Here is a 22334-nt window from a genome sequence, read left to right on the forward strand (position 1 = left end):
TACACAAGAATACAATCAAAAGCTTTCAGAAGAGAGAGCTCAAACAGTTAAAAATTACCTCGTTTCAAAAGGTATCGCTGAAAACAGACTTACAACAATCGGTTTTGGAAAAAGCAATCCGATTGCTGACAACAAGACAGAAGAAGGTAGGGCGATGAACAGAAGAATTGTGTTTAGAATTATTAAATAACTTCTTTTAGCAATTCATATATCCCTGTAACTAAAAGTTACAGGGATTTTTTATAGAGTATATAAATCTAAAGCGACTAATCCATATAGTATTTTTTACAATTTCACATTATAAAAAAGGAATATATTCATGAAACATTTTTATCATTTAGTAATTGTGCTTTTTCTTTTGACCGCAGTTAATGAATCCATTGCGCAAAAACGTTCCTTTGGACTTGGTGTGATGCTAGGTGAGCCGAGCGGAATTAGTGCAAAATTATGGACCTCTGATAATAACGCTTTTGACTTTGGTCTTGGATGGTCCGTCTTTAACAACCGCAACGATTCTGGGAATAGCTTTCATTTTCATATGGATTACCTTTGGCATTCATTTAATGCAATAAGTTCTACCGAACGGTTTCCGTTATACTATGGCATCGGTGGACGTTTTAGAGGAGGTGCAGGAAATGAAAGTACACTAGCAGTTCGAGGTGTGTTGGGCATTGCATGGTTACCGCGCGACACCCCAATTGATGTTTTCATCGAATTGGCTCCATCACTTGAATTTACGCCTTCAACCGGATTTGCTCTCGATGCCGCTATCGGAGCTAGATATTTCTTTTGATAATTCAGTCATTCTATGTATTAACATTTTTACATAAGTGATAGAATAGAAAGATTAAGATTACTGTTAAGTATTTGGAGGATGGGTAATGTTATTTGTGTAGGGGTTTGATTTTCCTTGTCGATAGGTATCGGCATTATTTCAAACCACTACTCATTTTAAAAAAATATTTTTTATGAGATTGTGAGATGGTATCAATCTTAACCAAAATTTTTTATTTATTATTTGTTTGTAAAGATCAGATAAACTCAGCTTAATATTAAGGTCATGAACGATTTGTATTCCCTCATTTTATTATCATGTAATGCCTACGGATGGAGTGCCAAAAAACTACTTGAAAAATTATTATTTCACTTTTTGAGAGAGGAATAACTAAAATGGATAAACTGGAAATTCAAGAAAATTGGGATGAACTTAAGGGGAAACTTAAACATACATATGCGGATCTAACGGATGATGATTTACTCCTTATAGAAGGTAAAGAAGAAGAATTGTTAGGAAAACTTCAACAAAAGCTCGGGAAAACTAAAGGAGAAGTGCGTTCTGTGATTGAAAAATTTGCGAATACAGTTCATCTAAAAAAACATAACAACCATTTGTGAAATAATTTTCCATAATGTAGATTATATTATCTTCAACTCGCAAACAATTAAAACGTATTAAAGCTATCGCAAGACCTTTATACTTGATGCGTTGAAAAGAACAATTGCTATCAATTTATTCTAAATGACTGAACAACAAAAGAGTGAGTACAAATATTTTAAATAAGTTTTTGATAGTAATGATTTTGCGGTATGATATTGTCGTAGGTATAACAAGAATAATGAATGGAGTCTAGACTGAAATAGTTGATTGCATTAATCGCGGTGTTTTTACTTTTTCATATCCTCAATTTATAATAATAATGCATCTGGAAACACATTCTCGAAATTATATCGTTACGGTCAATGAATTTATATTTCTTCGCTCGGAATAGATTTCCAAATTCATCATAAAACATTCCTTCTATTTAGATAATTGTTTTGGAAATAAAACTTATACATAAAATAACTCTTGCCGCAATTGGATTTATTGGAACATGTGCGGTCATTCTGCTTACAAGCAACTTCGGTGCGGGAGTATCACCGGACTCGGTTGCATACATATCTGCCGCAAGAAATTTAGCCGAGGGACATGGATTTCTAACTTATAATGGACTCTACCTGGTCGTTCAACCTCCGCTATATCCTATACTGCTGGCTGTAATAAAAAAAATAACATTATTAGATCCTCTTATATCAGCTGGTTACGTTAATGCGGTTCTTTTCGGGCTGATAATATATTTATCCGGATTATTATTGGTAAGATATCTGAAATCATTCACTTTAATCATATTAGGAACCGTATCTGTACTAATTTCCTTTGCACTCGTTCAATCATCTTTGATGGCATTGTCTGAACTTCTTTTTATTTTTCTTGTACTTCTATTTCTTTATTCTTTTGGGACTTATCAAAAAAAAGGGAATTCGTTTTCCTTTTTTCTTTTCTCGGTTTCTGTGGCATTATCATGTCTTACCCGTTACACTGGTGTTGTTCTTATTTTAACTGGTCTGATTTGTATCCTTCTCTTGAATAAAAATAATGTTATAGAAAAATTTTGGAATTCTCTAATTTTTCTAATTATTACTGTTGCACCAATCTCTATTTGGATTATCAGAAATATTTTAATTTCAGGTACTCTCGTTGGGCAAAGAGCGGAATCTTCATATACTCTTTTCGATAATATCAAATTTTTCTACAGCACCGTTTTGCATTGGTATTTACCGTTGAATTCAACGAATATCTACTTAACGTTTATAATATTGATTACAGCAGTTTGGTTTTTCTTTGGATTAGATAGATCAAGATCATCTTTTGCGGAATTATTTAATCAGATTGGACCAATTCTTCTTTTCGTGTCACTTTATGTGGGTGTTATTGTCATTTCTTCAACAACTACTGCTTACGACCGGATCTCCGATCGCTTGCTCTCTCCAATTTTCATCCCAATAATTTTAATTTCATTTTTTGTCTTTGATAGAATTCGTATTTGGTTAATAACATTTTTTTCTTCAAAATTAATTACTGTTTTATTTGTCATAGGAATAGTATGGTTGATAAAATCTCCTGCTGAAAATACGCTTCACATAATTGATGAGTATATAACTTTTTCCGGATGGGGATATAACTGTGAGTCATGGAAGAAAAGTGAAACCGTTGAATTTCTTAACCAACACAAATCGTTATGGAAAAATTTTGCTTTTTATAGTAATGAACCTGAAGCTGTTTATATCCTAACAAATTTAAATACTGAGCGTAGTCCGGCCAAGACATTTTACAATTCTCCTCAACTTTTTAACGTTAGTGCAGATCAAAATGAGATTTGGAAAAATGAAAAAAATGCATGTCTAATATGGTTCAATAAAACTAATCGAAGTTTTCTTTTTACAATTGATGAACTGCAAAAAAAAATAAATATGAAGGAAGTTGCACAACTAAAGGATGGGGAAATATACACCATTTTGGGAAAGTGATTTTTCTATTCGTTGGGGCAATACATTTTCTAAATTTTAGCTGCTATAATTTATCATGAATCATTCGATTGTGTCCAAAATTCGGGATAATCTCAAGTAAATATCACACGAGTATTTTTTTTGCTGAATAAGTTTATTCTCGTAAAAATAAAACTTGACAAAAGCCGCAACCATTTGTATAATTGTCTATACAAAGTAGCGAGTTCAGAAAAACATGATTGTTGATAAAAGTAGCCCAATTCCTTCATATTTCCAATTGCAGACTTGGCTCAAAGAACAGATTCAACAAGGCATTTTTAAACTTAATGATAAAATACCGACTGAAGAAGAATTAGTACAGCTAACTGGATTGGCTAGAGCTACTGTTCGACAGGCAATTCAAAACCTATCCAACATGGGTTATCTTGTACGCAAAAAAGGTCTGGGGACATTTGTTACTATTCCTCAAATTAATCCAGAGAAGCAAATTATTATTGGAATTATTGTTCCCGATATCCGAAGCGGTTATGCACCGGAATTGGCGCGAGGGGCAGAAGATGAGGCAGCTAAAAATAAGCACAGTTTAATTCTTTGCAGCTCCGATGATTTATATGTCAAAGCTGAGTTTCATGCAAATAGATTGATCGAAAATAATGTCAGTGGCGTAATCTTCGTACCAACCTCATCTTCAGATAATAAGAATAAACTTTTGATTCAAAGGTTTAGGGAAAAAAATATTCATGTAGTTCTTGCGGATCGCACCATAGCCAATATAGAGTCGGATTTTGTTACTACTGATAATTTTGAAGGCGCATACAAGTTAACAAATCATTTGATCTCAAAAGGACATAAGAAGATTGCATTTGTGTATAGCAATATTTTTAGCACGGAACGACTACGATTTGATGGGTATAAAAAGGCATTGGAAGAGAATGGAATACAATATGACCAGAATATAGTTATAAGCCATTCCGGACCATTTAACGAAGAACAGTTCTCAAAGTATGCCTCTTCAATTTTAAAACAGAGAAAAAAGATCACTGCAATATTTGCAGGACACGATCGGATTGCACTTACATTTTACTTGGTTGCAAGGGATATGGGACTTTCTTTCCCGGAAGATCTTTCAATTGTTGGTTACGATGATTTGAACTTAGAGATGATTTCCTTAACGACGATGCATCAGCCAATATATGAAATGGGTGTTGAAAGCATGAAACTCATTAACGCAAGGATTGGCGGTAAATCGGAGAATCAAAAATCTGTTATCCTTAATTCATTTTTAGTGGAACGTGAATCAGTTCTGCTGAACAAATTATGAGGCCGTATAAGTAAATTAAAAAAGGAAATATTAATCATCGAAGCATAAGGTCTTAAAAACCTCGAGGAGAGATATTACCTAAAGTAAATAGAAGAATATTATAATAAGACAATAAGGGTTATTAATATTTTTTTATAAATAATCTCAAGAATTAATCATAAGAGGAAAACAAAGTGAGAAAAAAAATCAACGTTGGATTAATCGGTGCAGGCAGACTAGGCACTATGTACGCTGAATTCTTGACTACTAGAGTAGCTGGGGCATACCTTGTTGCGGTAGCGGACATTATTCCGGAAAGAGCTACTAAATGTGCTGAACGATTTGGTATTCCCAAAAAATACTTTAGCCATCAGGAAATAAATGATGATAAAGAATTGGATGCTGTAATTGTAACTGCAACAACAATGAATCATAAAGAAATTGTTATTGATGCGGCAGGCAAAAGGAAACCGGTCTTTTGTGAAAAACCAATGACTCTAACATTGAAAGATGCCCGAGAGATGAAAGCCGCAATAGAAAAATCCGGCGTTTTTTATCAACAGGGATATATGAGAAGATTCGATACCGGATTTGCAGCGATGAAAAGAAAAATTGATGAAGGTGTAATTGGAAGACCGGTTGTTTTTAGAGGTTCATCAAGAGATCCTTATTTACCAACACTTGAATATTTATATCCGCATAATAGTGGTGGACAAATATTAGATATGGCAATTCATGATATTGATATTGCGCGCTGGTGCATGGGAGAAATATCAACTGTTTATTCTATCGGAGGTGTTTTAGCATTTCCTGAAGTAGAGCCAACCGGCGATACAGATAATGTAATCATGTCATTTAAATATGAAAGCGGTTGTTTGGGAGAAATTGATATAAGCAGAAACGGTGTTTATGGTTATGATATTAGAGCAGAAATTCTTGGCACGAAAGGAACTATTAAAGCAGGTTACTTGAGGGAAACGCCAATTCTTGTTTTGACAAAAGAAGGAGTCACTCACGATGTTGTTCCTTACTTCCCTGAAAGATTCTGCGATGCTTATGTAACTCAGCTAAATGATTTCTTGAACAACTTAACTAATAACCTGACACCAATGATAACCATCGAAGACGGAATTGCCGGATTGCAAGTTGCAGTTGCTGCAAACGCTTCATTGCAACAAAATAAAATTGTCAACGTGAAAGATTTTTAAGAAAACTTAACTAAAAATAAAATTGATTGGAGATTAAATGAGAACGGTATCATTATTTGCAAATTGGGAACCAAAGCCGGACTTCGTTCTCGGCAAAAAAGATATTGATGGAAAGTTGACATACCTGGGAAGTAAAGTATGGCGCAATCCTTCAATTAAAATTGTCGATAAAGAAGTTCGCGAACCGGGCCCAACAGAAGTTTTGATCGAAGTTAAAGCATGCGGCATTTGCGGCAGCGACGTTCATATGTACCAAACCGACAAAGACGGTTACATCTTTTATCCTGGCTTAACTGCTTTTCCATCAACTCTAGGTCATGAGTTCAGCGGTGTTGTTGTAAAAGCTGGTGAGAAGGCAATTAATAAAAGAACAAATAAAAAATATGATATTGGTGAAGGAGTTTGTTCTGAAGAAATGTTGTGGTGCAGTTACTGCCGCCCATGCGCGGACGGATATCCAAACCATTGCGAAAACCTTCATGAAATCGGTTTCTCTTGCGACGGTGCTTATGCAAAATACATTGTTGTTGATGCTAGATATTTATGGAGTATAGAAAGTTTCAAGGAATTATATGGTGAAGAAAAAATGTGGCTGCTTGGAAGTCTGGTTGAACCTACATCGGTTGCATACCATGCTGTAATTACAAGAGGCGGTGGAATTCTTCCAGGAGAAAATGTTGTAATACTCGGTGCCGGTCCGGTTGGTGCGGCTGCTTGTGCAATCTTAAGAAGAGCAGGTGCAAATTGTGTAATACTTTCGGAACCTTCGGCAGCAAGAAGAAAAATGGCACTAGCACTTGGCGCAACACATGTAATCGATCCTAATTCTCAAAATGTTGCAGATGAGGTATTGAGAATTACAAATGGTCATGGTGCGAAATTAATTCTAGAAGCTACGGGATTACCAGGCGTAGTTTGGAAAGATGTAGAAAGAATTATTTGGGAAGGAAGAGCAGTAAATGCAACTGTTGTGGTTGTTGCCCGCGCTGATGCTAAAATTCCTTTAACAGGAGAAGTCTTACAAGTAAGACGCGCGAATGTTGTCGGTGCTCAAGGTCACTCTGGTCACGGTGTTTTTCCAAATGTTATTAGCTGTATCTCATCCGGAATGGATGTTTCTCCAATGATTACAAAAAAAATAAAGTTGGATGAAGTAGAAGCAAATTTAAAAATGCTTCAGACCGATAGAGATGAAGTAAAAATAACTTTAACAAATTTTGAGTGAAAAAATAAAATAAAGGAGTAAGTTATGCCTAAATGGATTAAAGCAGACCGTGGAGATATTCTTTTTGAAGACACCAGCGTTGGCAGATTGAAAAAGAAAATCTGGGATGCAAGCGATGCAGAGATTGATAAAATATTAGCTGAATACGAAATCCCATCTCCATCAGAGTTAGCAAAACCTGGCACGTATATTCAAACTACAATTCGTAAAAATGTTATTGAAAATAGAAAAAAGAACGATATTCTGTTCATACCGATCGGATGCACAGAATTACATGGTCTGCATACTGTAACTGGACTTGATACTTTCATGGTTACTCAAATTCTTGAAGGTGTGAGACGTTATACAGCAAAGAAAGGTGCACCTGTAAATATTTCTTGGACCCCTCTGAATTTTGGCGGACATCCGCATCATCATATTGGAATGCCTGGAACAATTCACCTAGAAGATGAAGTTCTAAAAAGAATGCTGATTGATGTAATGGTTGGATTTTGGAATGACGGATTTAGAAAAATCGTTTTGATTAATAACCACGGTCATTCATGGCTGCTTGAAGCCGCAATTCAAGAATTGCAAAAGACTTGGAATCTTCCCGGTATGTTCAGAACAATTGATTGGCACAGATCTGTTCGTGAGTTTTTCAGAACGAAAGATCGCGGTGGAGATTGGGATGATGATTTTGTTCACGCTGACGAAGCAGAGACTTCAGTTCTTCTATTATTAGCAAAACAATTTGTAGAAATGAATTATGCGGAAGAAACAAAGGTAGTACCATATTTACCAGATGGTCATTTTGATAAGGCTGTTGATCCATTTGGACGACCGTGCCGCTGGTCTGAAGGACAAGGACATTTTCCAACAGAGATGGGTTCAATTCCAGAAGGTGTTGTCGGAAGACCGACGATTGGAACAGCACAAAAAGCAAAAAGAACAATTGCGGCGGTGCTTTCTTATTTAACACTTGTTCATGATGAAATTTTTGAAGCATATCCATCAGGCAAAGTTCCTCCAATTGAAAAAACAACAATGCGTACCACAAAAGAGATGGAGCCGTTCATGAAAGAACCTTTTACTGAAGGATGGCGGCCAATTTATGCAATCAACAAAATGGGATTATAATTGATATGAAGTTCAGCATAGTTCTATCAACACAACCAACAGCATTTTCGGCTCTTGCATACAAAGGAAAATTATCCGAAAATATTTCTAAAATAAAAATGTATGGCTACGATGGAGTAGAACTAGCTGTGAGAGATCCAAAGCTTTTGGATCTTGTTGAACTCAATTCGATCTTAAGAGAAAATCACTTGCCCGTTCCTGCTATAGGAACGGGTCAAGCTTATGGTGAAGAAGGATTATCATTTACTCATCCTGATAAAGAAATAAGAAAAAAAGCAGTTGAAAGAATAAAATCCCAGCTAAAGTTTGCCGAACAGTTTAATGCAATAGTAATAATTGGTTTAGTACGAGGTAAAAAAGAAGCGGAACTAAATTATGAGCAAGTTGAAGATTGGTTGATTGAAGCGCTTGATGAATGTGCTTCATCGAATGAAAAAATAAAATTAGCAATTGAACCAATTCATAGATATGAAACTAATATAATCAATACCGTTAATTCAGGAATGCTATTCCTCGAAAAATTGAATAAAAAAAATGTGGGATTATTACTTGATTCTTTTCATATGAATATTGAAGAGCCATTAATTATTGAAAGCATTAAAAATGCGAGAGAAAAATTATTTCATTTTCATGTTGCAGACTCAAACAGATGGTATCCGGGTGCGGGTCATATTGATTTTAAATCAATTCTAGAAACGCTCGAAAAAATAAAATATACCGGATTTGTCTCCGCCGAAATTATGCCTCTGCCGGATTCCGATACGGCGGCTAAAAGGACTATTAATTTTCTGCAAGAGTTATCGATGAACAGGTAAATGAAATTTGTCTTGTTTATTTGCATCGAATTAACTGAAATAAATGAAGCTCCATAATGTCAAAAAGAGAATTTGCGATGAATTCATATAAGAATAAAAAAACATTCGTTTCATTTATTCAAAAAAACCCCTTATCATTTCTAATTATTTTCACTTTTCTCCTTGTTAACTATAATACAGTATCTTCACAAAACAGCAAAAGTAATTCATCTAGATTTCTTGTAGTTAGCGATTGGGGAGGATCTGCATCGAACGATCAAAAAGCTGTTGCAAAAGCCATGGCACATGAGGCGGATAAGATTGGGGCTCAATTTGTTGTCACTGTCGGGGACAACTATCATGTTGATGGTATCTCAAGCGCAACAGATTCGAGATGGAAAACTGAATTTGAAGATGTATATGATTTTTCATCTCTACAGATTCCATGGTATCCATCGTTAGGTAATCATGATTATCGAGGAAACGTTGGGGGTGAAATTGAATACTCCAAATTAAGTACCCGTTGGAAACTTCCTGCGCGCTATTATGCACAGACAGAAAAGATCGACGATTCAAGTTCTGTACTTATTGTTCACCTCGATACATCTCCGTTTATTGAAGCGTACCGCGAAGGACCTATTCAATATCATTTGGATGGACAGAATACTAAAAAACAAATTTTTTGGTTGGATTCAGTACTTACTGCAACAACTGCACGATGGACAATTGTAGTAGGTCATCATTCTGTTTACGCGGCTGCTTCTAATAAAGGAAACACAGAAGAATTGATTAATGATGTACTTCCAATACTAACAAAGCACAGAGTGCCATTATATATCTGCGGACATTATCATGTGTTACAGCATCTTAAAAACGGCAAAACCGATTTCGTCGTCTGTGGAGGCGGCGCTAAGTTCGGTACTGTCGATCCGCGCGAAGATGTTGTGTTCGGTTCTGGTTCTTTAGGTTTTCTTTCTATTACGGTTACGGTGAATGATTTGCAGGTTAAGATCATTAACGATAAAAATGTAACTCTGCATAGTTTTCAGATACCGGATGAAACGACTCGATGATGTTTGGAGGAATAATAAAAATTGAGTAGCAATAAAAATATTTTTATGTACAGATTGATTAACATTGATTTAATTTCATGCAAGAAAGCCCAATTTTAGAATTATGCAATATCCGAAAATCGTTTCCGGGCGTTGTTGCTTTGGACAATGTTGATTTTAAACTTCACGAGGGTGAAGTTCATGTATTACTCGGCGAAAACGGTGCAGGCAAGTCAACACTTGTTAAAATTATAAGCGGAGCTTCACAAAAGGAGAGCGGCGAAATATTCTTGTATGGCAGCAAGATTGATATCAAATCTCCGAAACACGCCAGAGAACTTGGCATTGGAATTATTTACCAGGAATTAAATCTCATCCCATCTCTTACGGCAGCAGAAAATATTTTTCTTGGTCGCGAAAGTACAGATATGATTGGGGTTATTGATCAAAAATCACACATCTCCTCTTCACAAAAAATATTAAATGAACTTGGGATTGATCTCGACTGCAATATTCCTATAAAAAATTTTGGAATTGCTCAGAAACAAATGATCGAAGTAGCAAAAGCTTTATCCCTCAAAACAAAAATTCTGATAATGGATGAACCAACATCAGCATTGTCTAAGACGGAAATAAAACAACTTTTTGATGCTATCCGAAAATTGAAAGAGAAAGGCGTTTCAATTATTTATATCTCCCACAGATTAGAAGAGCTATTTGAAATAGGTGATTGGATTACGGTACTAAGAGACGGTAAATGGATTGATACAAAAAGAATTGATGAAACATCCAATGCAGAGTTAATAAGTTTGATGGTGAACCGAGAATTAAAAGAACTCTTCCCTAAACATAATTCGAAGATTGGAAATGAAATTTTAAGAGTTGAAAATCTTTCTATAAAAGGATCGCTTAAGAAAATAAATTTTTCTTTGCATTGCGGAGAAATTCTTGGAATCTCAGGTTTAGTCGGATCGGGAAGAACTGAACTTGCACGGGCATTATTCGGAGTTGATAAAATTGATTCCGGAGAGATATATATAAAAGGAAAACTTGTAAATATTAAATCACCAAGTGATGCGATTGATAACGGTATAGGATTCTTAACCGAAGACCGCAAGTCTCAAGGTTTGGTTCTAATCTTGACGGTGAAAGAAAATATAAGTTTGGCGAATCTTGACTCTTTTTCTAAGCTCGGTGTAATCAATTTTAAAAAAGAAAAAGAAGAGGCAGAACAATATCAAAAAAGTTTGCGTATTAAAACACCGGGGTTGAATCAAAAAGCAATAAATCTTAGCGGCGGTAATCAGCAAAAAGTGATTCTAGCTAAATGGCTCAGTAGTAAATCCGATATTCTCATTTTTGATGAACCGACAAGAGGGATTGATGTTGGAAGCAAAGTGGATATTTATCATTTAATGAATCGGCTTGCGGAACAAGGTGTCGCAATTATTATGATCTCATCTGAATTACCAGAAATCCTTGGAATGAGTGATAGAATATTAGTTATGCATCAAAATGAAATTGCAGGCGAAATATTAGAAAATGCAACACAAGAAAAAATAATGCAATATGCTGTAGGGACATAAATGATTGCTAAAAATTTATTATTAAATAACGGCAGACAATTTGGAACACTGATAGGATTAGTTTTTGTCTCGGCTATTTTCTGCATTTTGAGCCCTTATTTTTTTACTGTATCTAATATTCTAAATATTGCTCAGCAAACTTCCATCAACGGAATAATTGCAGTAGGGATGACATTTGTAATTATCTCTGCAGGAATTGATTTGTCTGTTGGCTCCATCGTTGCTTTTTCCGGAGTTGTACTAGCAGGTCTTTTGCAAGCGGGAGTATCAGAACCATTTGCAATTTTACTGGGATTAATGGTTGGGTTAATCTGCGGATTGTCCAATGGACTGTTAATAAGTTATGGTCGGCTTCCTCCTTTTATTGCCACATTAGGAATGATGAGCGTTGCAAGGGGAGCCGCACTTCTTTATACGGAAGGAAGACCAATATCAGGCTTTTCAAACGGATTCAGATTTTTAGCTACCGGTGAAATATTTAAGATTCCAATCACTGTACTTATTATGATTTCTATTTATCTGATTGCTCATTTTGTTCTGACCAGGACAAAATTAGGGCGATACACATACGCTATAGGCGGAAACGAAGAAGCCGCACATTTATCCGGTATAAATACAAAATTTATTAAAACAATTATTTATGGGATCAGCGGGTTATTAAGCGGATTTGCCGCATTGATTTTAACAGCACGTTTAAATTCTGCACAACCGATTGCCGGTATTATGTATGAGCTTGATGCTATAGCCGCAGTTGTAATCGGCGGAACAAGCTTGTTAGGTGGGGAAGGAAAATTATCCGGAACTCTGATTGGTGCTTTAATCATGGGCATTTTGAGAAACGGATTAAATTTGCTGGGGGTTTCATCTTTTATTCAGCAGATTGTAATAGGACTAGTAATTATCTGTGCAGTATTAATCGATATGACTTTGAAAAAGAAAAGAATGTAATTTCAAAAGGATTGAATAGATGAAAAAAATATTTATTCTAGTACTACTTACAAGCTTGGTCTATTTTTTTGCGGGATGCAGAAAGTCGGATAAAGAGATTAATGGAAAACCCACAATTGCTTTTGTAATGAAAACTTTGAACAATCCTTATTTTATTGAAATGCAAAAAGGTGCCGAAGAAGCTGCAAAAAGATTGGGAGTAAATTTAGTGGTTCAAGCAGCGGACAGAGAAGTTGATGTTGAAAAACAAATGCAGATAATTGAAAATTTGATTCAGAGAAAAGTTTCTGCCCTTTGTATTACTCCAAGCGGATCTAAAGAAATTGTCCCGGCAATAGTTAAAGCCAATGAGGCAGGTATTCCTGTATTAATCGTAGATACAAGAATTGATAAACAAACTTTAACAGAAGCTCAAGCAAAGATTGTGACTTTTATAGGTTCCGATAATATTGATGGCGGAAGAATTGCCGGAAAATTTATTGTCGATAAACTTGGCGGTAAAGGGAATATTGTAGTACTGGAAGGAATCCCCGGTCATGAAACAGGTGATGCAAGATTGAAAGGGTTTTATGAAGTGATAAAAGATAACAAAGAGATAAAAGTTATTGCAACACAAACAGCTAATTGGGAAAGAGATCAGGGCTATGTAGTTTTTCAAAATATTCTTCAGGCACATCCGGACGTGGAAGCAGTATTTGCATGTAACGATATGATGGCTCTCGGTGCAGTTGAAGCAATTTCGGCTGCAAAAAAGAAACATAAAATTATTGTTGTCGGATTCGATGCGATTCAAGACAGCAGAGATGCGATCATGAACGATCAAATGAACGGTTCAATTGCACAACATCCTGAAGAGATGGGAAGACTTTCGGTTGAAAATGCTTTCAAAGTTATTAAAGGTGAAAAAATCCCTACGGAAATTCCGGTTCGAATTGAATTAATAACAAAGGACAGGTTACAGAAATAATGTGGAGTGATACTAAGATAGTAAGCAACAAAGCACCATGGCTGAATGAGCTTGAAGAAAAGTTACAGGGGAAAGTTCAGTCGGATAAAGTTACAAAGCAATTGTATAGCACCGCTGCTTGTATATTTGAAATAGTACCGCTTGCTGTTGTAATCCCCAAAAATATCGAAGATATTAAAACCGCAATCAATATTTGTAATAAATATAAAATTCCTATTCTGCCTCGTGGTGCAGGTTCAAGTCTATCCGGTAATTCGGTTGGTGAAGCTGTAATTCTTGATTTGACTCATCACTTCAAAGAAATAAATATTATAAATGATGAACTAGTAAGAAGCGGTGTTAGCGTTGTACTAAATAATTTGCAAGCCGAATTGAAACAACATAACAGAAAATTTGCACCGGATCCAAGCAGTGGTAATGTTTGTGTCATTGGAGGAATGCTGGGGAATAACAGCGGCGGTCCGCACACACTAAAACACGGAAATATGTACCGGCACGTTGAAGAAATTAATGTCATTCTTTCGAACGGCAAAATATTTAATGCAAGAAATATTCTGCTGAATGAAATTGCTACTTTAGATGACTTTCATAGACCATATTATGAAAAAGTAAAATTACTTCTTGAAGAATATTCTGAAAAAATAAATTTCAGCCGACCTCATACAACAAAGAGTGCTTCCGGTTACCAAGTATGGGATATTCTAACCGAGACCCATCTAAATATGGCATCACTATTTGTTGGAAGTGAAGGAACATTAGGTGTTTTTACTGAAGCAGTGCTCAAAACAATTCCAATTGTAAAACGTCGCGGAATGATCTCTTTGTATTTCACAGATCTAGAAAAGATGGGAATTGCTGTAAGCCATTTACGATCTTTAGGCGCTTCTGCCATAGAATATGTGGATCAATCATTTCTACATCTTGCGCTGACTTTCCGACCGGAACTTCAAAAATTTTTACCAGGGCATGTAAAATTTTTACTTTACGTTGAATTTGAAAATGATGACGAAGCGAGTATCGGTAAAGTCTTACAAGAGTGTGAAAAAATAATCTGCCTCGATGAGAAATTAGCCGAGCTCGGTTCCTATTCAGTAAATGAAGAAGAGATCGAAAATATTTTCCGTGTTCGAAAAGCAGCCACCGTAATTCTGAATAAAATTGAAGGAAAAGAAAAACCTCTTCCATTTGCAGAAGATTGCGCAATTCATCCAAGCCTATTCCCAAAATTTTTAGTTGATGTTTCTAAAATTATGGATGATTACCCGTTTCGTTATGCAATGTTCGGTCATGCCGGCGATGGAAATTTGCATATCAGACCATTGCTGAATTTGAAAGATGAAAAATCATTCGCGAATGCTGAAGATTTCATGGAAAAATTTGTTGATCTGGTTATTAAATATAACGGGACTATGACGGCAGAACATGGTGATGGTAGATTGAGAACTCCATATATGGAGAAAATATTTCCGAAGCTGATTCAATTATTTAAAGAAATTAAAAATCTTTTTGATCCCGCCGGGATAATGAACCCGGATATTCTTGTTCCGCTTAAAAATTATAAATGGAATGAAAATTTAAGATATACACCTGAATACAGTTACGTTGAAATATCTCAAAGAATGAACAGTGAAAATTGGAGAGCAGAAATTGAAAAATGTCACGGATGCGGAACTTGCCGTGAATATTGCCCTGTATTTCAAGCGACCGGTGAAGAAGAAGCAACAGCCAGATCCAAAGCAAATATTCTTCGCGGAATTATTTCTGGAAAAATTTCCACTTCCGAAATCAACTCCGATCACTTTTATAAAATTATGAATAACTGTTTGAATTGCGGTCAATGCTTGACCGACTGTCCCACCGGTGTAAACATACCCGGAATTGCCGTACTCGCAAAGGAGAAACTTCATGAAGAACGAGCATTTAAATTAAACGAGATTATTCTTCAAAGAGGGAAGACTGTAAGCGGACTTGCTTCATTGGTCCCAAAATTAAGTAACAAATCCTTATCGTATTCTTCGGTAAGAAAAATTATGGATGTTACTTTGGGGATTCATAGCAAAAGGAATTTCCCAAATTTTGCACGAGCGGAAAAAAGATTGCAGAGTAATACTCAAAGTAAAAGAGTAGTTTTATGGACCGGTTGCGCCGCACAGTTTAATGATCCTGATGGAGAACTTGAAAGCAGTATTCAAATCTTAAACAAACTCGGTTTCGAAATAATTTCACCTGAATGGGAATGTTGTAATATCGCAAAATTATCATATGGTAATTTTAAAGATTGCCAAAAAGATATTGATTTTAATATCAAAACATTACTCCCGTATTGTGATCAAAATATCCCAATTGTCTTTACTGCTGCATCTTGCGGTTATGCATTTATGCACGAACACAAAATCTTTTTCCCGGAAAATAATTATATAAAAAAAATTGCCGAAAGAAGCTACGATATTCACGAATTCTTAGGAGAGATATTTGCGGAAGGAGAATATAAAAATTCTTTCGCACCGATTAACGAGCGGATTGTATATCACGCACCATGTCATCTCAAGACACAAAAAAATAAATACGGTCCAACTGATTTATTAAAAATGATCCCGGGTCTTGAACTAGTCAAAATAAAAGATAGCTGTTGTGGAATCGCCGGAACATTCGGCATGAAAAAAGAAAACTTCGAACTTTCTATGGCAATAGGATCTACACTTTTTAGTGAAATAAAAAAAACAAAAGTTGATTACGCTCTTTCTGGATGCGGGACTTGTCAAATTCAAATTAAGCAAGGTACCGGTCTGGAAGTTATTCATCCAATTGTGCTGATTAACCAATCATTTCAACATTAGTACTGCATTTAAATGATACTTAGAAATTGAAATATTGATTTTTCATATAGGACAATAGGTTTTAATTAGTCGATTTAAATTTATAATGGAAAGATAATCCTTGACGTTCGTGTCTCATCTGTTTATTATAGTATAGACAATTAGACAAATGGATGAATGGACAAAAACTTTGTTTAGGCTCTTTCCTATTCTCAATCATATTAAAGTTATACGGAGGAAAAAATGAAAATGATGAAAACATTAGCTTATAAGGATATTGGTAAAATAGTACTTGAAGAAAGACCGATTCCCAAAGTAACTGAACCTTTTGAAGTTGTTATAAAAGTTTTTGCATGTGGAATCTGCGGAACGGATGTAAAAATTATGGAAGGTAAACATGTCGTTGGTGATGATATTGCAATCGGACATGAATTTTGTGGAGTCGTTAAAGAAATAGGAAGTCATGTTACTTCCATTAAGGTTGGCGATAGAGTAGCTGTTGATAATAGTCTGAGATGTGGTTTATGTGAAGCTTGCCGAACCGGTAACAGCCCTCAATGTGAATGGTTGAAAACAAAATCAATCGGTATTTTCCAAAATGGTGGTTATGCAGAATATTGTTTGTTGCCAGAGAATGCTTGCTTTAAAATCCCGGATGAAATGGATGACATTACTGCAACACAAGTTGAAACATTAGGAACCGTTCTGAATGGAATGAATACCGTCCAGATGCAATGCTGGGATACCGTTGTTATTCTTGGGTTCGGACCGATAGGATATCTGTTTGCAGCTCTTGCAAAAAATGTAGCTGCAAAAGTTTTGGTTACGGAAATTGATCCGTTTAGAATTAATGTCGCTAAACAGTTAGGAGTTCCGGTTCTCAATCCTAACGAAGTTGATCTTGAAAAAGAAATATTAGCTTTCACTGACGGTAAAGGTGCGGATGTAGTAATTGATGCATGTGGTAGTCAATTAGAAAATGCAATCAAATATGTTTTACCTGGTGGAAAGATTTTAGCCTTTGGAATGGACAGCAGTATAAAAGCTACCGTAATTCCAAATACTATAACGAGGAAGGCGATAAAAATATTGGGTACATATATAGGCCAGAATACAATAGTTCCGGCAATTAAAATATTAGAGTCAGGTAAAATAAATATGAAACCTTTCTTTACTGAAGTTATCCCATTGGAGAATGGAGTATCTTCATTTGGTAAATTAGGACTAGATCTGGCAACACTTAAACATATTCCTAAACAGGCTATGAAGATAGTAATTAAACCATAGCAATTAGAAGCATCTTGTTTTCTTAAATCCAAGTTGCTGTTATTAGAGGAATTAATGAAAAAAATATTTAAATTTTTCGCTACGGGCCCAGATATAGCTCCTATTGAAGATGAAAAGCTCGTAAATTCTCTTTATAAGAAATATAGATTTCAAGTGATGATGGCAATCACTGTAGGTTATGGTGTAGTTTATACTTGCCGCCTCGCATTATCTGTTGTAAAAAAACCATTAATTGATGGTGGGATTTTTTCCGCCGATGACTTAGGAATTATTGGTTCAGCTATTTTTTATACATATGCGTTCGGAAAACTGACGAACGGATTTCTTGCAGACCATGCCAACATTAAACGGTTTTTTTCTTTTGGTGTACTCATCTCCGCATTAATCAATCTTGCTATGGGATGGACACCACTCTTGTGGGTTTGGGTTGTGCTTTGGGCTTTGAATGGATGGTTCCAAGGTTTTGGAGCACCTGCCGGTATAGTATCAATGACTCAATGGTTTAGCAATAATGAACGTGGTCGCAAATATGGGATCTGGAGTACTGCACATTCAATAGGTGAAGGATTGACTTTTGTAGGTGTTGCGGGTCTTGTAAGTCTTTTTGGATGGCGGGCTGGTTTTATTGGACCAGGTTTGACGTGCGTAATTGTAGCAGTTTTGCTCTATATCTATTTGCAAGATCGACCTAAAACATTAGGATTGCCAACTATTGCAGATTGGAGGAATGACCATGGTGTTCCTGTATTAGGTGGTGATGGAAAACAACCTAGCATTTGGACTCTTCAACGTTCGATATTAAAAATACCTGCGATTTGGGTTCTTGCACTATCAAGTGCAACTATGTATGTAACTAGGTACGCAATCAATAGCTGGGGCATTCTTTATTTACAGGAAGAAAAAGGATATTCACTTCTCGAAGCCGGAAGTATGCTTGGATTAACAACCATTGCTGGTATGTTAGGCTGCTTAGCATATGGCTATGCATCCGATAAATTGTTTCATGCAAGACGTCCTCCGGTTACGTTAATAGTTGGTATTTTAGAAATCATTTCATTATTAATAATCTTTTACGCACCTCCTGGAAATCCTACTTTATTAACAATTGCATTCCTCTTTTATGGTTTTTCACTTAATGGTTTAGTTACAACTTTAGGTGGATTATTTGCCACTGACATTGCACCCAAAAAAGCTGCGGGTGCTGCAATGGGTTTTATCGGAGTTTTCAGTTATCTGGCAGCAGCAACACAAGAACGCATAAGCGGGTTTTTGATTGAAAAAGGGACTACAATAGTTGATGGTGTAAGACATTACGATTTTAGTACTGTGACAATTTTTTGGGTAGGTGCTTCCGTTGTTTCATTAATTCTTGCAACCTCACTCTGGAAAGCAAAGGTGAGTGACTAAAAATATTGGAGTAATAATGACTGAACAATTAAAGAAGTACGATATAGTTTTTCTTGGCAATTATACTAAAGACACAATAATTACCTCTACCGGGACTAGATACCTGGATGGCGGCGGATTTAATTATGGCGCACACGCAGCCAAGATGCTCGGAATGAGTGTTGCCGCCGTAACAAGACTTAATAAAGATGATAAACGTGTTGTAGATAAATTACAAAAAATTGGTGTTGATGTATTTCCTTTTTATACCCTTTCTTCTACACATATGGTTTTAGATTATCCAACTTCAGATCCTGATGATAGAATATTAAGTAGCCCGGCAACAGCAGGTTCTTTTACCCCAGATCAATTTTATGATTTGGAAGCAAAAGCCTTTTTGATGAACGGATCAATTCGTGGAGAGATTCCCTTTGATGTTGTTGAATACCTTCGCAAAAAAAATGCTCTCCTTGTAGGCGACTTGCAAGGATTTATTAGAATCGTTGCTTTAGACAACAAATTGCTTCATGCACCATGGCCGGAAAAAGAAAAATTTCTTGCATTGCTGGATATCTTAAAAACAGATGCTGTTGAAGCAGAATCTTTAACAGGTGAAAATGATATTAGAAAAGCAGCTAAAATTCTTGCGGATATGGGTCCTAAAGAAGTTGTGCTTACCCACCGAGATGGAATTCTAGTCCTAGCTTATGGAATATTTTACGAAGCAAAGTTTTATTCAAACAGCTTAGTAGGAAGAAGCGGTAGAGGTGATACTTGCATCGCTTCATATGTGGCTAAACGGCTTACATCACCGCCTGAAATAGCTATAAAATGGTCGGCTGCAACAACTAGTCTTAAAATGGAAGTTGAGGGACCTTTCCTAAGAAGCATCGAAGAAATAAAGAAATTAATAGAGGAAAAGTATTTAGGATAATAATACATAGCTCGAACTAAAGCTTTAGAATTTACTTAGGATGTTCAACAATGAGAAATAAATTTTTATCAAGATTTGTATCACTTCTTTTTTCCGTAGTTCTATGCCAAGTATCAATCGCTCAAAATATAACAAAGGATTTTTCATTTATTGTTTCGAGTGATCAAAGAGCTCATGCAACTGAAGCGTTTCGTTCGCACGAATACACGATGGGAGGATATGAAGCGATAAAGAAAGTGGGCAAGGGCTCATTTATGATTGTTCTCGGAGACCTCGATCCACCTCAAGCAACGTTTGACCTAATTGATAATATACTCGGTAAAGACTACAAAAGGTATGCAGTTGTTGGAAATCATGATATTGAAAATCCCGAGAGTATTGAATACTTAAGAGCAATGAATAGAGGCAATATATCTTTGCCGAATATTGTTAGAAAAGGTCCTGCAGGATCTGAAGAAACAACATATTCATTTGATTACGGGGATGTTCATTTTGTTGTGTTGAACGTTTATTATGATGGGAAAGCTGATAATGCAGCAGATGGAAATATTGCACCTGAACTTCTTAGCTGGTTTGAAAATGATTTAAAACTGAACAAGAAAAAACATGTTTTTGTCTTTGGGCACGAACCGCTTTTTCCGGTTCTGGATATGGAAACAGGAACAGTCCGCCACGAAGGAGATGCATTAGATAAATATCCTTTGAACACATTAAAATTTGAACAAGTGCTTCAGAAATATAAAGTCACAGCATATTTAAGCGGACATGTGCACTGCGCTTCATATTCAAGCATTAATGGAATATGGCTGCTCAATTCTGGACATATCTATGGACAGGAAGATAATTACACAGCAGAAAAATTGTACGCAAGATTGATTACGGAAATTGAAAAAGCTAAGTCAACTGGAGTCTCACAACAAGATGCTATAAAGGTGTTCTTCCAATCTCAGCTCAAAGAGATTAAAAAAGTTGTCTTTAATTTCGGATTCGGGGACGGCAAAGGGACGGACTACAAAAGTTTGACAGATGAAGAAACATGGAAACATTTTAATGAGTTTTTTGACAATTGCTTAAGAGACAAATCTGAATTACAAAGGTATTCACAGTTATTTTGGAAAAACACTATTTGGAGACCAAGTACATTCCTGAAAATTAAAATTCACGGAAATAGTGCCATTTTGGAAATTTACAGAGACAAAGATTTTTTTGGAAATTATGAATTAAAACATACTCAAGTACTATATAAGTAACATTTAAGATTAATAAAATATTATAACAGAAGGCCCCATGAAAAACATAAAAATTAGATCTCTGTTTCTCTCGGTGTTAATTTTTGTTCTTGCTATTTCGCAACAGAGTATACTTTATAGTCAAAATGAAAATGTTGTTCCTAAAAGTGCGCAAGCTTTGTCAGAGTTGGGAAAGAATTTTACTTTTATGATTGCAAGTGATTTAGGGCGTAACGGGTATTATGATCAAAAGCCCGTGGCGGAAATGATGGGTGAGGTTGCCACAATTGCTGAGCCGGAATTTGTTGCTGCAATAGGCGATGTACACCATTTTCTGGGTGTAAAGTCGGTACAGGATCCCTTGTGGCAGACTAATTTCGAGTGGATTTATAAACATCCCGAATTGATGATTAAGTGGTATCCGGTAATGGGCAACCATGAATACCGTGGTAACACACAGGCTGTGATAGATTATTCCAACGTAAGCCGACGCTGGATAATGCCTAGCCGTTATTATGCTAAAACCTTTTCTGCGGCTAAAAATGTGGGAGTACTACTTCTCTTCATTGATACCGCACCAATAATAGATAAGTACCGTATCGATTCTGAAGAATATCCGGATGCAGGCAAACAATCCATGGAACGACAGTTAGCGTGGATAGACTCCACTCTGGGTGCCTCCAAAGCTAAATGGAAAATCGTTCTCGGTCATCATCCTATTTACGCGGGAACCGGCAAAGAAGAAGCCGAACGTGTAGATCTTCAAAAACGGCTTCAGCCCCTGCTCGATAAAAACAAAGTAGATATTTCGGTGGGCGGGCATGTTCATAATTTTCAACATATACACGCAACCAATTCCAATGTAGATTATTTTGTTAATAGTTCAGCTTCACTAACAAGGAAAGTATCGCCACTTCAAGGTGAGTTATTCGGAAGTTCGGATTCCGGTTTCACTCTTTGTACCATAAATGAGACGGAATTGATTATCACTTTTGTGAACAAAGCCGGTGAAATTATCTATCAGTATAAACGGACGAAATAGGTTTACGAAGATGGGAGAATTTGGTTCAAAATAATATGGTGGCAAGGATTTTACTAATAATTATTTATTTGGACTTACTCAAATTCTATATAAATAACTTTTAAATAATTCTAATAT

At 35.9% G+C, this 22334-nt stretch carries 19 protein-coding genes; all 19 read left to right on the forward strand.

The features are described from left to right. Positions 1-190 (forward strand): OmpA family protein (locus NTX65_02225; protein ID MCX6168128.1); only part of this gene is annotated, 190 nt, incomplete at its 5' end. A 129-nt stretch (positions 191-319) separates the two neighbouring features. Further along, complete coding sequence (locus NTX65_02230; GenBank protein MCX6168129.1) at positions 320-793, forward strand: hypothetical protein; 474 nt, start codon at positions 320-322, stop codon at positions 791-793. A gap of 377 nt (positions 794-1170) precedes the next feature. Further along, positions 1171-1395, forward strand: coding sequence for a CsbD family protein (locus tag NTX65_02235; protein MCX6168130.1), 225 nt, complete (start codon positions 1171-1173; stop codon positions 1393-1395). 420 nt (positions 1396-1815) lie between these two features. Beyond that, positions 1816-3345: a glycosyltransferase family 39 protein gene (locus NTX65_02240; GenBank protein ID MCX6168131.1), complete on the forward strand. Its 1530-nt coding sequence runs from the start codon at positions 1816-1818 to the stop codon at positions 3343-3345. 214 nt (positions 3346-3559) lie between these two features. Then, positions 3560-4645 carry a GntR family transcriptional regulator gene (locus tag NTX65_02245; GenBank protein MCX6168132.1) on the forward strand — a complete coding sequence of 362 codons (1086 nt, stop codon included), beginning with the start codon at positions 3560-3562 and terminating at the stop codon, positions 4643-4645. 173 nt (positions 4646-4818) lie between these two features. Beyond that, positions 4819-5832, forward strand: coding sequence for a Gfo/Idh/MocA family oxidoreductase (locus tag NTX65_02250; protein ID MCX6168133.1), 1014 nt, complete (start codon positions 4819-4821; stop codon positions 5830-5832). A gap of 37 nt (positions 5833-5869) precedes the next feature. After that, the gene (gene iolM, locus NTX65_02255; GenBank protein MCX6168134.1) at positions 5870-7057 is read left to right on the forward strand and encodes a scyllo-inosose 3-dehydrogenase; all 1188 of its coding nucleotides are present in this window, start codon (positions 5870-5872) and stop codon (positions 7055-7057) included. Between the two features lie 24 nt (positions 7058-7081). Then, entirely contained in the window at positions 7082-8176 is a 1095-nt protein-coding gene (gene iolN / locus NTX65_02260; GenBank protein ID MCX6168135.1) for a 3-dehydro-scyllo-inosose hydrolase, read from the forward strand. A 5-nt stretch (positions 8177-8181) separates the two neighbouring features. Further along, entirely contained in the window at positions 8182-8991 is an 810-nt protein-coding gene (gene iolO, locus NTX65_02265) for a 5-keto-L-gluconate epimerase (protein ID MCX6168136.1), read from the forward strand. Between the two features lie 56 nt (positions 8992-9047). Further along, positions 9048-10043: a metallophosphoesterase gene (locus NTX65_02270; GenBank protein MCX6168137.1), complete on the forward strand. Its 996-nt coding sequence runs from the start codon at positions 9048-9050 to the stop codon at positions 10041-10043. A 77-nt stretch (positions 10044-10120) separates the two neighbouring features. Next, positions 10121-11608, forward strand: a complete 1488-nt coding sequence (locus tag NTX65_02275) for a sugar ABC transporter ATP-binding protein (GenBank protein MCX6168138.1) — start codon at positions 10121-10123, stop codon at positions 11606-11608. Continuing rightward, on the forward strand, positions 11609-12556 hold the full coding sequence (gene rbsC / locus NTX65_02280) for a ribose ABC transporter permease (protein ID MCX6168139.1): 948 nt from the start codon (positions 11609-11611) through the stop codon (positions 12554-12556). 19 nt (positions 12557-12575) lie between these two features. Next, the gene (locus NTX65_02285) at positions 12576-13523 is read left to right on the forward strand and encodes a sugar ABC transporter substrate-binding protein (protein MCX6168140.1); all 948 of its coding nucleotides are present in this window, start codon (positions 12576-12578) and stop codon (positions 13521-13523) included. Continuing rightward, the gene (locus NTX65_02290; GenBank protein MCX6168141.1) at positions 13523-16360 is read left to right on the forward strand and encodes an anaerobic glycerol-3-phosphate dehydrogenase subunit C; all 2838 of its coding nucleotides are present in this window, start codon (positions 13523-13525) and stop codon (positions 16358-16360) included. Before NTX65_02285 ends, NTX65_02290 begins: the two co-directional genes overlap by 1 nt. A 222-nt stretch (positions 16361-16582) precedes the next feature. Then, positions 16583-17626, forward strand: coding sequence for an alcohol dehydrogenase catalytic domain-containing protein (locus NTX65_02295; protein MCX6168142.1), 1044 nt, complete (start codon positions 16583-16585; stop codon positions 17624-17626). 54 nt (positions 17627-17680) lie between these two features. Further along, complete coding sequence (locus tag NTX65_02300; GenBank protein MCX6168143.1) at positions 17681-19033, forward strand: MFS transporter; 1353 nt, start codon at positions 17681-17683, stop codon at positions 19031-19033. Between the two features lie 16 nt (positions 19034-19049). Then, positions 19050-19946, forward strand: a complete 897-nt coding sequence (locus tag NTX65_02305) for a PfkB family carbohydrate kinase (protein ID MCX6168144.1) — start codon at positions 19050-19052, stop codon at positions 19944-19946. A 50-nt stretch (positions 19947-19996) separates the two neighbouring features. Beyond that, on the forward strand, positions 19997-21196 hold the full coding sequence (locus NTX65_02310) for a metallophosphoesterase (protein MCX6168145.1): 1200 nt from the start codon (positions 19997-19999) through the stop codon (positions 21194-21196). Positions 21197-21233: 37 nt separating this feature from the next. Continuing rightward, the gene (locus NTX65_02315; GenBank protein ID MCX6168146.1) at positions 21234-22217 is read left to right on the forward strand and encodes a metallophosphoesterase; all 984 of its coding nucleotides are present in this window, start codon (positions 21234-21236) and stop codon (positions 22215-22217) included. Positions 22218-22334 lie beyond the last annotated feature (117 nt).

The organism is Ignavibacteriales bacterium (assembly GCA_026390795.1).
Taxonomy (GTDB): Bacteria; Bacteroidota; Ignavibacteria; order Ignavibacteriales; family Melioribacteraceae; genus Fen-1258.

Bases quoted from the DNA above. Each gene is read 5' to 3' on its own strand.
- NTX65_02275 (MCX6168138.1), top strand. From the start codon at position 10,121: ATGCAAGAAAGCCCAATTTTAGAATTATGCAATATCCGAAAATCGTTT.
- iolM (MCX6168134.1), top strand. From the start codon at position 5,870: ATGAGAACGGTATCATTATTTGCAAATTGGGAACCAAAGCCGGACTTC.
- NTX65_02305 (MCX6168144.1), top strand. From the start codon at position 19,050: ATGACTGAACAATTAAAGAAGTACGATATAGTTTTTCTTGGCAATTAT.
- NTX65_02310 (MCX6168145.1), top strand. From the start codon at position 19,997: ATGAGAAATAAATTTTTATCAAGATTTGTATCACTTCTTTTTTCCGTA.
- iolO (MCX6168136.1), top strand. From the start codon at position 8,182: ATGAAGTTCAGCATAGTTCTATCAACACAACCAACAGCATTTTCGGCT.
- NTX65_02315 (MCX6168146.1), top strand. From the start codon at position 21,234: ATGAAAAACATAAAAATTAGATCTCTGTTTCTCTCGGTGTTAATTTTT.
- NTX65_02290 (MCX6168141.1), top strand. From the start codon at position 13,523: ATGTGGAGTGATACTAAGATAGTAAGCAACAAAGCACCATGGCTGAAT.
- NTX65_02270 (MCX6168137.1), top strand. From the start codon at position 9,048: ATGTCAAAAAGAGAATTTGCGATGAATTCATATAAGAATAAAAAAACA.
- NTX65_02235 (MCX6168130.1), top strand. From the start codon at position 1,171: ATGGATAAACTGGAAATTCAAGAAAATTGGGATGAACTTAAGGGGAAA.
- NTX65_02245 (MCX6168132.1), top strand. From the start codon at position 3,560: ATGATTGTTGATAAAAGTAGCCCAATTCCTTCATATTTCCAATTGCAG.
- NTX65_02285 (MCX6168140.1), top strand. From the start codon at position 12,576: ATGAAAAAAATATTTATTCTAGTACTACTTACAAGCTTGGTCTATTTT.
- NTX65_02295 (MCX6168142.1), top strand. From the start codon at position 16,583: ATGAAAATGATGAAAACATTAGCTTATAAGGATATTGGTAAAATAGTA.
- NTX65_02230 (MCX6168129.1), top strand. From the start codon at position 320: ATGAAACATTTTTATCATTTAGTAATTGTGCTTTTTCTTTTGACCGCA.
- iolN (MCX6168135.1), top strand. From the start codon at position 7,082: ATGCCTAAATGGATTAAAGCAGACCGTGGAGATATTCTTTTTGAAGAC.
- NTX65_02300 (MCX6168143.1), top strand. From the start codon at position 17,681: ATGAAAAAAATATTTAAATTTTTCGCTACGGGCCCAGATATAGCTCCT.
- rbsC (MCX6168139.1), top strand. From the start codon at position 11,609: ATGATTGCTAAAAATTTATTATTAAATAACGGCAGACAATTTGGAACA.